Below are 13,110 nucleotides of genomic sequence, written 5' to 3'. Positions count from 1 at the left end.
AATGTCTACAACTAAAGCAGTGATTCCAGGAAGTTTTGATCCAATTACATATGGTCATATTGACATCATTGATAGGAGTGCCGATCGCTTTGATGAATTGCACATTTGTGTTTTGAAAAATAACAACAAGTCGGGCACTTTTTCAGTCGATGAGCGCATTGAGTTAATAGAAGCATCTGTAAAACACCTTGATAATGTTACAGTACATCATTTTAATGGATTACTTGTAGATTTTTGTGATGAAATTGGTGCGCAAACAATTATTAGAGGTTTGAGAGCTGTAAGCGATTTTGAATATGAATTGAGATTGACTTCAATGAACAAAAAGTTAAATAGTAATGTAGAAACGATGTACATGATGACAAGTACAAATTATTCCTTTATTAGTTCCAGTGTAGTGAAAGAAGTGGCTGCATATAAGGCTAATGTATCCGATTTTGTACCAGAACATGTTGAAAAAGCATTGAATGAAAAGTTTAAGAAATGATAAAGAACCACTTCCCAACTTGTTGGGTTAGTGGTTCTTATGCTTTCGAGCAGCAGAGAGAAAGTAAACTTATACACTTCCCAACTTGTTGGGTTAGTGGTTCTTATGCATGAGCAGAAGCTCAAGTAATCCTAAATACACTTCTCAACTTGATGGGTTAGTGGTTCTTATGCTTTCGAGCAGCAGAGAGAAAGTAAAAGATGTACACCTGTGATGAAAAATTCCTATCAAAAGGATGATAACCATTAATAATAATTCGAACTCACTATTTAATAAATTAAAAGAAACGAAATTAGCCTTTTCGTTTGAAGCCTTAAATATTGAAAACTGGAATCAAGCATATGAAGCTATCAATTTTATGTTTAATCACGTCACTTTTAAAAGTAGATTAGCTAAAAAAACACCAAAGAAAAACGGCTATTTTGTTGCGATATGGCGTAAAAATGATCAAGGAAACAACGTACCTTTTAATTATGATGAGATGGAAGATAAATTAGTTATTAATATATTAGATGGTGTGAAAAAAGGACAATTCATTTTTCAAAAAGAAATTCTTATGCGCAAAAATATTTTAAGTTCTGAAAAGCAAAAAGGGAAGATGGCTTTTCGTGTTTATCCAAGTTGGGAAAAAGACTTAAACAAAACTGCAAAACTTACTCAAAAGTGGCAACTCGACTATTTTGTAGATTTATCATATGATGTCGATGAACAGAAACTAATTGAATTATATACATAGTGTTGATTCGAGCTGTTTAATATAGACATCAGTCATTTTCGTACGCTATAAATACGAAAACTAAATGAGGCAAACGGATTTATTTTGATAAAAGTCAAATTGTAGGTAATTAATTACCATTATTACTGAAAATACCTATGGGATACTACTATTGAAAATTAAGCTAAATAATAAAAATAACGCTATATATAAAGCCTATAAATAAAATTCTAAAAAATTATTTACAGGCTCTATTACTAGGATCTTGTTTTAATTGTTTTGATTAGCATTCAGTCATTTTCAGTACGTATGACATGTGTATTGAAATCTGTTTCTGTATGGTGTGTGAGCAAATTATAAATATGTGTTGAATGGATTTCTCGTTCAAATAAATGCGCGTTTTGTTGATTTATTTGCGTAATAAAATGACGTTCTGGAAATTTTTGTTTTAAGTATTTTAAATATTGTTGACCCTTTGCTGACATACCAAGAATGTGCACTGCATTTACAGCGTTATGTTTATGGTTTTGTTGAAAGTTTAGTAAAATATTCATTAAAATACGCTGTATATGTGTATAAGTATACCTTTTTGTTTTAATGAGTGACATGAAATGCTCAAATGATGTAGCATATCTAATTTTATCTAATATGCGATTTTCTAATCCTTCGGACATCGTATAGATATTTTTCAGAGATTGTGGCGTATGACTTAAAACAGCATATTTAATATATGGAAACGTATCTTCTACAGTTGCTTGTGGTTCTTGATAGAGCTGTTGTATTGAGTCGGGAACAACTGATTTCCATTGGTCGTTATGGGCTTGTATTGCATTGCGAATGGAAGTGCCACTAGCGAAATCTAAATTTGAAATATTGGAATCATGGTGGTGACTGCTTTCTCTTGGTATCGTCCAAGGTTTGATATGAGGTGCTAACTTTTGAATCGCTCGCATATAAGAAATACCTAATGTATTATTGGGTGAAGATAATAATGTATGATTGTTTAAAAGTTCACTTAATATTCTTGGATAACTTTTGCCTTCTTTTAGTTTCTTAATAAATTCAGGCGATTGTTCTATTTTAGAGATATTTTGTAGCAATTCATGAAATGAATCGATGTCACCTGATTCACTACCAAATGATAGATGATCTGCATCAACGTAACTCGCTATTTGGACAGCTGTTTCTGCAAAATATTGGCCTGCTGATAATGCAGCTACCGCTGGTAATTCAATGACTAAATCCACTGCACTCAATGCCATTCGAGTACGTGTAAATTTATTATATATGGCAGGTTGACCTCTCATAACAAAATTACCACTCATAATGGCTATAGATATTTCAGAAGCAGTTATTGACTTTGATGTCTGGGCATGGTATAAGTGACCATTGTGGAAAGGATTATATTCAGTGACTAGTGCAACGCTTTTCATTTGCAATTCTCCCTTTCAGAATTCATTATAGATATTGTATCAGATTAATTTGTGTTAAGAAAAAATCTTGACAACTTTTGTCTATAAAGTTAAAATAAATTTTGTGCTTGTTAGAGGTGAAGCCATATGAAATGGTCAATAACACAATTAAGAAAATTCCAAGATAAACCATTTGAGTTCCATCAAACGGTGAATTTTGATCATTTAGTAAAATCATTAGATTTAATAGATTTATCTGATATTGATGTTGAGGGTGAACTAACTGTCAAATCAAATGAAGTCATTGCAGATATGCATATAACTGGAACCTATACGATGGCGTGCGCGCGTACGTTAGTACCAGTCGAAGTGCCTATTGACATAAAATCACAAGAAATTTTTGATTTGGAAGGTAACGCGTATATAGGTGATGACGAAGAAGATGAGCATTATCATGATGCCACAGACGGCATGATTAATCTAAAAGATATTGCTGAAGAACTTGTTATTATAGAAAAGCCAATGCGTGCTTTTGCAAATAATAGCGATCAGATGCTACGTGAAGGTAATGGTTGGGAAGTTATTGACGAGGAACAAGCGGTTGAGCTTGCTGAAGAAGAGGAAGCTGAGCAAATCGATCCTAGGCTTCAAAAACTACAACAATTATATGACGAAGAGCAATAGCGGATTTAAATAATTTATAGTATAATAGATTATTGAGTCTGAAAATAATTTAGTAATGTATGAATATAAGGAGGATATATCATGGCAGTACCAAAAAGAAGAACGTCAAAAACAAGAAAAAATAAACGTCGTACGCATTTTAAAATTTCAGTACCTGGTATGACAGAATGCCCAAATTGTGGTGAATACAAATTATCTCACCGTGTTTGTAAGAACTGTGGTTCATACAAAGGTGAAGAAGTTGTATCTAAATAATTTCATTTATTTAAAGGCTAATGTTTAGCCGAGATTAATCGTTCATTAATTATTCATATAATAATTTATGAGCGATTTTTTATTTTTAATAGTAATGTTATATACAATTGATGGGTTGTGTAAATGATGATTGAAATAAATGCACAAGTAATATTAGAAAAAATAGAAAATAGTGACAGCGAATGGTTGTATAATCAGTTTAGTGATTATTTTCAAGAAATTTCCTCCTATCACGAGTTAGAAAGATTATTGAAATCATATAATACAATTAGACATAAAAATAAATTATACAAACATATACAACTCAATTATAAAGAAGAATACATATGGTTAGATGTAAAGAAAACATCTGGTATTAGTGTGACGTTAAATAAGTATCATGAAATTATTGGTTTCGTGCTTATTCCTATGAATTTGTCAAACAGACATAAAGAAACGAAATTAAGGTATACGATACCAGTTCTAGACACGTGGTTTGTATACGCTGGTGGTGAAAATGAGCTTGTAAATCATCATTACTCATACAAAAATCAACGTCATGCATTAGACCTGATTCTAGTGAAAAATCATCTGACTTATCATGGCAATCCTAATTGCTGTGAAAGTTATTATAGTTATAATCAAAGTGTGATTGCTCCAGCAAATGGTGTTGTAATAGATATCGTAGACGGTATAGCAGATGCACTACCAGGAGAAAATAATATGAAACATCCAGAAGGTAATTACATCATTATTAAACACACGGACAAAGAGTTTAGTATGATAGCGCATCTTAAACCAAATTCCTTTGAAGTCAGTGTCGGAGAGCAGATAAGACGTGGACAATTAATTGCACGAGTGGGAAATTCGGGCAACACAATGGAACCGCACGTACATTTTCAAATTATGAATCAAAGCAATCCACAATTTGCTAAAACATATAAGTGTAAGTTGCTTGATAATGTTTTGCCTGAAAAAGGTGATATGGTAAGTTATAGTGGAGATAGTATAATATTAGAAAATCAGTTTGACTTAGCTAGAAGATGCAAACAATTAAGTTCAAATATAAGACATATATTTAAAATTTGAAATAAAGAGGCTATATTATGGAAATGATAACTTCTGCACAAAACAATAAGATTAAAAACGCAAATAAATTGAAAAAGAAACGTGAAAGAGATAAAACAGGTCATGTGCTTATCGAAGGCGTACACTTAATTGACGAAGCACATAAGAGTAATATCAAAATCGTTCAATTATTTGCTATTGATATCGATAGATTAGATGAACAACTCGTAAATGATGTTGAAGAAGTATATGAAATCAATTTAAAAGTAGCAGAATCACTGTCTGGTACGGTTACGCCGCAGGGGTTCTTTGCGATTATAGAAAAAGTGCATTATGAGGAAAAAGCATATCAACAAGTACTGTTACTAGATCGTATCCAAGACCCAGGAAATATGGGAACATTAATACGCACTGCAGATGCAGCAGGCATCGATTTAATCGTGTTAGAAAAAGGAACCGCAGATCCTTATCAAGACAAAGTACTCCGTGCAAGTCAAGGTAGCGTTTTTCATATACCTATTATAACGAGAGATTTAAGTGAATTTATCGAAGGTTTTAATGGAAATGTTTATGGTACAGCATTAGAGCATGCGATTCCTTATAATCAAGTGAAGCATCAAGAAAGTTTTGCACTGCTCCTTGGAAATGAAGGAGAAGGTGTCAATCCTGATTTATTAAAACAAACGACTCAGAATTTAAACATTCCTATATATGGTCAAGCCGAAAGTTTAAATGTTGCAATTGCAGGAAGTATATTATTGTATCATTTGAAAGGTTGACCCTTTGAATGAATTTCGTATATAATAAACACATCAATGAAAAATATTAACCTATAAAAAGACGTAAACTAATAGTAGCAGTTGTTCAAGGGAGATTATTCATAGACTGAAAGATAATCCACTGTGATTAGTTTTTTTCATCTTTTTGGTTACTTAAAGAAATTTAAGTCGGAAATCATTTCCGTTATCAAAGATTACAAGTGTATGCGTGTGCATAAATTTGGGTGGTACCACGGAAAGCTTTCGTCCCAGTTTTAAGGGGTGAAAGCTTTTTTGTATGCAATTATTGATCATTTGAAAATATAGATTTTAAATAGGAGGCAAAGTATGGCGCAAACAGAGGCAATGTCTGAGATTAAACAACAAGCATTAGTAGATATAAATGAAGCTCAAAATGAAAAAGAACTACAAGATGTCAAAGTCAAATATCTAGGTAAAAAAGGTTCTGTGACTGGTTTGATGAAACATATGAAAGAATTATCGAATGAAGAAAAACCAGCATACGGACAAAAAGTAAATGAAGTGAGACAAACAATTGAAGGTGAGATTGAATCACGTCGAGAGATTTTAGCAAATGCAAAATTAGAGCAACAATTAACAGAAGAAAAACTCGATGTGACTTTACCTAGCCGTAAAATTTCAATAGGTGCTAAGCATCCGTTAACAAGAACGATTGAGGAAATTGAAGATTTATTTTTAGGTTTGGGTTATGAAATTGTAGATGGATATGAAGTTGAAAAAGATTATTACAATTTCGAAGCATTAAATTTGCCAAAATCACACCCGGCGAGAGATATGCAAGATAGTTTTTATATTACTGAAGATATCTTAATGCGTACGCATACGTCACCGGTTCAAGCAAGAACAATGGAACAACGTAATGGCCAAGGGCCAGTGAAAATTTTATGTCCTGGTAAAGTTTACAGACGTGATTCTGATGACACAACGCATAGTCACCAATTTACGCAAATTGAAGGATTAGTTGTAGATGAAAATATTCAAATGAGCGATTTAAAAGGTACATTAGAATTGTTAGCTAAACAACTATTTGGTGAAGACAGAGAAATTCGTCTGCGCCCAAGCTACTTCCCATTCACTGAACCATCTGTAGAGGTTGACGTATCATGTTTCAAATGTGGCGGAGCAGGTTGTAATGTCTGTAAACAGACAGGGTGGATAGAAATTTTAGGTGCTGGTATGGTTCACCCTAATGTTTTAGAAATGGCTGGATTTGATGCATCGAAATATACAGGTTTTGCTTTTGGCATGGGACCAGATAGAATTGCGATGCTCAAGTATGGTATCGAAGATATACGACATTTTTATACAAATGATGTGCGTTTCTTAGATCAATTTAAAGCGGTAGAAGATAGAGGTGAATTATAATGTTTATTTCAAAAGAATGGTTAGAGTCGTTTGTAGCAATTAATCAACCTGTAAATGTTCTTGCAGAAAAAATAACACGCACAGGTATTGAAGTAGATGATATTATTGATTACACAAAAGACATTAAAAATTTAGTGGTTGGCTATGTTCAATCTAAAGCACCCCATCCAGATGCAGATAAATTAAGTTTATGCCAAGTTGATATTGGTGAAGAAGCGCCAGTACAAATTGTCTGTGGTGCACCAAATGTTGATGCAGGGCAGAGCGTCATTGTAGCTACAGTAGGTGGACGTTTACCTGGAGGTATAAAAATCAAAAGAGCAAAATTACGCGGTGAACGTTCGGAAGGTATGATTTGTTCATTACAAGAAATAGGTATTTCGCCAAACCTTGTTCCAAAGCAATTTGAATCAGGCATATATGTATTTACTTCAGATGTCAAACCTGGTACTGATGCACTTACTGCTTTATATTTAAATGATCAAGTTATGGAATTTGATTTAACACCAAATAGAGCAGATGCGTTAAGTATGATAGGTACTGCTTATGAAACAGCTGCACTTTATAATGTGCCAATGAAAAAGCCAGAAACGCAAAGTGAATTAACGAATGAACAAGCCACAAATGAATTAAGTATCAATGTTCAAAATCAGGACAAGGTGCCTTATTACAGTGCTAGAATAGTGAAAAATGTTAAAATTCATCCTTCACCAGAATGGATGCAAATGAGATTGATTAAAGCAGGTATTCGACCAATCAATAATGTTGTTGATATTTCAAATTATGTATTATTAGAATATGGTCAACCGTTGCATATGTTTGATAAAGATCAAATTGGTTCTGATCAAATAGAAGTGCGTCAAGCTAAGGCAGAGGAAAAAATGACAACACTAGATGATCAAGAGAGAATATTAAAAGATAGCGATATTGTTATTACTAATGGTAATACTCCAATTGCAATTGCAGGTGTGATGGGCGGAGATTTCTCAGAGGTGACTGAAAATACTACAAATGTCATTATTGAAGGTGCGATTTTCGACCCAGTTTCAATTAGACATACTTCTCGACGACTAAACTTACGTAGTGAAGCTTCAAGTCGATTTGAAAAAGGTATTGCAATCGAGTTTGTAGACGAAGCCGTGGACAGAGCATGTTATTTGCTACAACAATATGCAAGTGGAACAGTACTACAAGATCGTGTAGCTGAAGGCGATTTAGGTCAATTTGTGACACCTATTGAAATCACAGTTGAAAAAGTGAACAAAACAATTGGTTTTGAACTATCTAAAGAAGATATTGAAGCGATATTTGTTCAATTAGGATTTGAAACGACACAAGAAGGTAATACACTGACAGTAATGGTTCCTTCGCGTCGTAAAGATATTACAATAAAAGAAGATCTAATCGAAGAAATTGCTCGAATCTATGGTTATGATGAAATACCATCAACGTTACCAGTTTTTGAACACGTAACACCAGGCACACTAAATGATAGACAAGCAAAAACAAGAATTGTAAAAGCGACATTAGAAGGTGCTGGATTAAGCCAAGCGATTAATTATTCACTTGTAGATAAAGCACGTGCAACTGATTTTGCATTGCAGGATCGCTCAACGATATCATTACTGATGCCTATGAGTGAAGCTCATGCCACTTTGAGACAGAGTTTGATTCCACATCTTATTGATGATGTGTCTTATAATGTTGCTCGAAGTAATCATCATGTTGCGCTTTATGAATTGGGCCGTGTATTCTTTGGCAATGGAAAAGATCAATTGCCAGACGAAGTAGAATACTTAAGTGGTATACTAACAGGAGATTATGCTGTCAATACTTGGCAAAGTAAAAAAGAAGCGATTGATTTCTTTGTAGCAAAAGGTGTTGTTGAACGTATTGCTGAAATTTTAGATGTTCAATTTGAATATGAAGCTGGTGAAATAAGTGGATTACATCCAGGCAGAACTGCATTGGTTAAGCTGAATAATGAAATTGTTGGATTTGTAGGGGAATTACATCCACAAACTGAAAACGACTATGATTTAAAACGAACTTATGTATTTGAACTCAATTATGATAAGTTGATGTCAGTTTCCGTTGGTTATATTAATTATCAACCAATTCCAAGATTCCCTGGTGTATCGAGAGATATTGCATTAGTCATTAATCGCGCGATGCCATCAGCCAAAATCGTTAATGTGATTAAAAATAACGGTGGCGACATTTTACAAAATGCAGAAGTCTTTGATGTATATGAAGGTGAACATGTGGCAGAAGATGAAAAATCAATTGCACTTCGTTTATCATATTTAGATACAAAACAAACACTCACTGATGATAAAGTAAATGAAGTACACGATCGTATTTTAGAAGCGTTACAAGCAGAAGGTGCGACGATTAGATAATATTATAAAGCCTTGAATCTATGCCAAATGTGGCGATGATTCAAGGCTTTGTTTTTTACATTAAGAACGTTTTGGGTTATAGATTATCGTTTATTGATGTTTTTTATTTATTAAATTCAAAGCTTTTGTTCTGTTCGCAAAATGCTTTTTAGTCATAGCGTCTAAATAGTGGACACCGTTTTTATCAATTATTTTTGCAGCAGCTAAATCTACTTTATTGCTAGCGCCTTTAGGTAATTCAACTTTTGCATGCTTTGATAGTTGATCCATATTTTTCACAAAGGCATAACGTGAAATAATACTTGCAGCAGCGATTGCAATAGACTTTGATTCACCTTTTGTTTCAAATTTTGTCTTATTTTCAAACGGTAGATTGCTAAGTGCATATCTTTTATATACACCAGGCTCAGCAAATTGGTCAATCACAATATAATCAAGTTCATCCGTGTCAATTTTTGCAACGACATTTTTTATAGCTTCGTTATGTAACACTGCCTTCATTTTAACTTGAGACCAACCGGCTTTTTGTTTCTCATTGTATTTTTCATTATGCATTGTTAATAAAGAATGCGGGATGAAAGTTATAATTTGTTCGGCAATCTCTATAATTTTAGCATCAGTAAGTCTTTTAGAATCATCTACACCAAGTGTTTTTAAAATTTGAGCGTGCTTTTTGGATACATAGGCTGCACAAACCGTTAGTGGCCCGAAATAATCACCACTACCTGCTTCGTCGCTGCCGATACATTGAAATTGATTATAGGAGATGTGCTGTTTAGTTTGTTTGCTTTGATTGTGTTTGGTGTTGCTTTTTGAAGGTATTGATTTATTAGGCAACATAGCGTTTGCAACAGATTCGGCATCTTTACCTTGAAACATTACTTTATTAGAATTGTATATCGTAATAGCGGTGTTACGATATTTCGTCCGTGCTTTCATACCTTGTGAAAGATTAGTCGTATTAAAATCAATTTTAGTCATTAATTGTTGTATTTCTTGGTTTGTTAATTTTTGTACTATATTAGCCATTTAGTGACCTCTCTTTGTTCATATAACTTATTTTAAAATTGGATAATGCATATCATATCATAAATTTAAATAAGTTAGTTATTTATGATATAAATGGCAATATGATATGAAATAAAAATGATTTAAATAATTGTTGTATAATCATTAAATATTTCAAATAGAACAATTCACACCTCTTACAAAAAAATATCTTGTCGTGTATAATAGTTCGTAATAAATATTATAAATTACCAACATATAAATATAAATAAAGTAAAATCATTCAGATTAGAAATAAAATTTAAAAGTCAGGAGTTATTATATGGGTGAGTTTAAAAATCGGATTAACGTAACTATAAATGATCAACATTATACAATAGTCGGAGAAGATAATCCTGAGCATATCCGTTACGTAGCACATTTGGTAGATGAGAGACTCAAAGAGTTAGCAAGTAAAAGTGCAGGTTTAGATACAACTAGAAAAGCAATTCTTACTGCGGTTAATATCATGCATGAAAAAGTGCAAGTAGAAGAAGAAAATGACCGTTTAAGACAAGAAATAAATCAATTGAAGCATAGTGAAGATTAATGGTTTTTGATTTAGCGATAGTTGTCATCTTCATATATATTGGCATCATTGGCTTTAGAAGAGGCGTGTGGTTATCGACGATACATCTAATTGCAACTATTTTTGCTTTGTGGATGGCTCAAAAATATTATTTACAGATAGCACAGCGTTTGGAGTTATTTGTGCCATATCCTAAGACACGCGCTTACGATATGAATTTTGCATTTCAATTTGCAGATTTGCAGCAACGATTTGAGCATATTGTCGCATTTGTAACGATAGCGCTGATTACAAAAGTCATATGCTATGGCATTATCGTTATATTCGATTATACTCTTAAACAAAAAATTCCGAATATAACAAGCAGGTTATTTGGTATGATGTTAAGTATTATTCCATCAGTAACTATTAATATAATTTTGTTGTATAGTTGTGCCATTTATCCTAATAGGATGATACAGCAACAACTATCTAATTCGATTATAACAGAACATATATTATTACATATTCCGTTTATCTCAATGTTTATCACACAACTATAAAAATAGTGATGTGAAATTTATAGCTTTAAAAAACTAGGAGGTCAAGGCATAACTTAAATACCAAAATGGTTAGGTGATGCTGTCTTGACCTTTTTCTATGGAGTGAAACAAATGACTAAAAAAGAAATTATTCAATTATTAGAAAAAATTGCGGTATATATGGAAATAAAAGGCGAAAACACTTTCAAAATTTCTGCTTATAGAAAAGCTGCTCAAAGCTTGGAAATAGATGAGCGCCCTTTAGACCAAATCGAAGATGTTACAGAGTTAAAAGGTATTGGTAAAGGCGTAGGAGAGGTGATTAATGAATATAGAGAAACAGGTCATTCTACGACTTTAGCAACATTACAAGAAGAAGTGCCAGAAGGATTAATTCCTCTACTTAAAATACAAGGACTCGGTAGCAAAAAAATAGCGAAATTATATAAAGCGCTTAATATTGATGGAAAAGAAGCATTGCAAAAAGCGTGTGAAGAAGGAAAAGTAAGTGAGCTAAGTGGATTCGCTAAAAAAACTGAACAAAATATCCTTGAAGCAGTAAAAGCGTTAGGAGCGAAAAAAGAGCGTTATCCAATTGATCAAATGAGAGGACTCAATATAGAAGTTAGCGATTATTTATCCTCAATCGAGTCGATAGAAAAATACGAAGTTGCAGGGAGTTTCCGTCGCTATAAAGAAATGAGTAAGGACTTAGATTATATTATAAGCACAGAACAACCATTAGAAGTTCAAAAAGCTTTATTAAAAATCCCTAACAAGGTTAAAGAAGTAGCAGTTGGAGCAACGAAAATTTCGTTAGAGTTAACCTATGATGATGAAACCATTGGTGTAGATTTTAGATTAATCGAGCCATCTGCTTTTTACCATACACTACAGCATTTTACAGGTTCAAAAGAACATAATATTCGAATCCGTCAATTGGCTAAAGAAAAAAACGAGAAGGTTAGTGAGTATGGTATAGAAGAAGCGGATGGTTCATTAATTCAATATAACAGTGAACAAGAAATTTATAATCATTTTGGAGTAAATTGGATTGCACCTTCAATACGTGAAGATGGTAGTGAATTTGACAAAGATTTAACAGATATAATCAATATCAATGACATCAATGGTGATATTCATATGCATACAACATATAGTGATGGCGCGTTTAGTATTGAAGATATGATAGAGGCTAATATCACTAAAGGTTACCAGTTTATGGTTATTACAGATCATTCTCAGAGTTTAAAAGTAGCAAATGGACTTTCTGTTGAACGGTTGTTGCGACAAAATGAAGAAATTAAAGCACTAAACGAAAAATATGATGATATTGATATATACTCAGGCATTGAAATGGACATTTTACCTGATGGACGTTTAGACTATGATGATGAAATATTAGCACAGCTAGATTATGTCATTGCAGCGATACATCAAAGTTTCAACCAATCTCAAGAAGATATCATGTTTCGTCTAGAGCAAGCATGTCGTAATCCTTATGTCCGTCATATTGCACATCCAACGGGGCGTATCATAGGTAAACGTGCAGGTTATGGGCCTGATATTGATAAATTATGTGAAATCGCAGAAGAAACAAATACTATTTTAGAAATCAATGCGAATCCTAAACGCTTAGATTTAAATTCAGATATAGTTAAAAAGCATACGAATGTGAAACTAACGATTAATACTGATGCGCATCACGTAGACCATTTAGAATTTATGAAATACGGTATAGCTACTGCACAAAAAGGATTTGTAAACAAAGAGAGAGTTATAAACACAATGGATCGAGAATCTTTTAAAGCATTTATTGACAATAATATAAAATTGAAGAAATAGA

The 13,110-nt window shown here is 33.0% G+C and carries 13 protein-coding genes; 11 read left to right on the top strand and 2 right to left on the bottom strand.

Features of this window, described 5'->3' with window-relative positions; genetic code table 11:
- Position 1: 1 nt before the first annotated feature.
- Both coaD and AB1J10_RS08135 read left to right on the top strand, forming a co-directional pair.
- Positions 2-487 (top strand): pantetheine-phosphate adenylyltransferase, encoded by a 486-nt coding sequence (gene coaD, locus AB1J10_RS08140; RefSeq protein WP_019469279.1) that lies wholly within the window; start codon positions 2-4, stop codon positions 485-487.
- A 235-nt stretch (positions 488-722) separates the two neighbouring features.
- Complete coding sequence (locus AB1J10_RS08135) at positions 723-1,223, top strand: MepB family protein (protein ID WP_070037991.1); 501 nt, start codon at positions 723-725, stop codon at positions 1,221-1,223.
- Between the two features lie 269 nt (positions 1,224-1,492).
- Here AB1J10_RS08135 and AB1J10_RS08130 read toward each other — a convergent pair whose 3' ends face one another.
- Positions 1,493-2,635 carry a nucleotidyltransferase gene (locus tag AB1J10_RS08130; RefSeq protein WP_064209089.1) on the bottom strand — a complete coding sequence of 381 codons (1,143 nt, stop codon included), beginning with the start codon at positions 2,633-2,635 and terminating at the stop codon, positions 1,493-1,495.
- Between the two features lie 126 nt (positions 2,636-2,761).
- Here AB1J10_RS08130 and AB1J10_RS08125 point away from each other — a divergent pair, with 126 nt between their 5' ends.
- The 6 genes from AB1J10_RS08125 (at position 2,762) to pheT (ending at position 9,167) form a co-directional block, all read left to right on the top strand.
- Complete coding sequence (locus AB1J10_RS08125) at positions 2,762-3,298, top strand: YceD family protein (protein WP_046207843.1); 537 nt, start codon at positions 2,762-2,764, stop codon at positions 3,296-3,298.
- 81 nt (positions 3,299-3,379) lie between these two features.
- Positions 3,380-3,553: a 50S ribosomal protein L32 gene (gene rpmF / locus AB1J10_RS08120; protein WP_019469283.1), complete on the top strand. Its 174-nt coding sequence runs from the start codon at positions 3,380-3,382 to the stop codon at positions 3,551-3,553.
- A gap of 123 nt (positions 3,554-3,676) precedes the next feature.
- The gene (locus tag AB1J10_RS08115; protein ID WP_107391358.1) at positions 3,677-4,621 is read left to right on the top strand and encodes a M23 family metallopeptidase; all 945 of its coding nucleotides are present in this window, start codon (positions 3,677-3,679) and stop codon (positions 4,619-4,621) included.
- A 17-nt stretch (positions 4,622-4,638) separates the two neighbouring features.
- On the top strand, positions 4,639-5,379 hold the full coding sequence (locus AB1J10_RS08110; protein WP_070037989.1) for a TrmH family RNA methyltransferase: 741 nt from the start codon (positions 4,639-4,641) through the stop codon (positions 5,377-5,379).
- Positions 5,380-5,706: 327 nt separating this feature from the next.
- Entirely contained in the window at positions 5,707-6,765 is a 1,059-nt protein-coding gene (gene pheS, locus AB1J10_RS08105) for a phenylalanine--tRNA ligase subunit alpha (protein ID WP_070037987.1), read from the top strand.
- Positions 6,765-9,167, top strand: a complete 2,403-nt coding sequence (gene pheT / locus AB1J10_RS08100) for a phenylalanine--tRNA ligase subunit beta (protein WP_070037985.1) — start codon at positions 6,765-6,767, stop codon at positions 9,165-9,167. Before pheS ends, pheT begins: the two co-directional genes overlap by 1 nt.
- A 90-nt stretch (positions 9,168-9,257) precedes the next feature.
- On the opposite strand, the gene rnhC is transcribed toward pheT, so the two are convergent.
- Positions 9,258-10,196: a ribonuclease HIII gene (rnhC, locus tag AB1J10_RS08095; RefSeq protein WP_070037982.1), complete on the bottom strand. Its 939-nt coding sequence runs from the start codon at positions 10,194-10,196 to the stop codon at positions 9,258-9,260.
- A 301-nt stretch (positions 10,197-10,497) separates the two neighbouring features.
- Between rnhC and zapA the strand changes: the two genes are divergently transcribed.
- The 3 genes from zapA to polX all read left to right on the top strand — a co-directional run bounded on the left by zapA (position 10,498) and on the right by polX (position 13,109).
- The gene (gene zapA / locus AB1J10_RS08090; RefSeq protein ID WP_019469289.1) at positions 10,498-10,764 is read left to right on the top strand and encodes a cell division protein ZapA; all 267 of its coding nucleotides are present in this window, start codon (positions 10,498-10,500) and stop codon (positions 10,762-10,764) included.
- A complete protein-coding gene (locus tag AB1J10_RS08085; protein WP_070037979.1) occupies positions 10,764-11,285 on the top strand; it encodes a CvpA family protein in 522 nt (173 codons plus the stop codon). The genes zapA and AB1J10_RS08085 overlap by 1 nt, the downstream gene beginning before the upstream one ends.
- Before the next feature lie 111 nt (positions 11,286-11,396).
- Positions 11,397-13,109 carry a DNA polymerase/3'-5' exonuclease PolX gene (polX, locus tag AB1J10_RS08080; RefSeq protein WP_369003093.1) on the top strand — a complete coding sequence of 571 codons (1,713 nt, stop codon included), beginning with the start codon at positions 11,397-11,399 and terminating at the stop codon, positions 13,107-13,109.
- The last annotated feature ends 1 nt before the right edge of the window (position 13,110 follow it).

The organism is Staphylococcus cohnii species complex 1663 (assembly GCF_041008415.1).
GTDB lineage: Bacteria > Bacillota > Bacilli > Staphylococcales > Staphylococcaceae > Staphylococcus > Staphylococcus ureilyticus.
The sequence above is the reverse complement of the archived record's forward strand: the minus strand, read 5'-3'. Positions and strand labels throughout refer to the sequence as shown.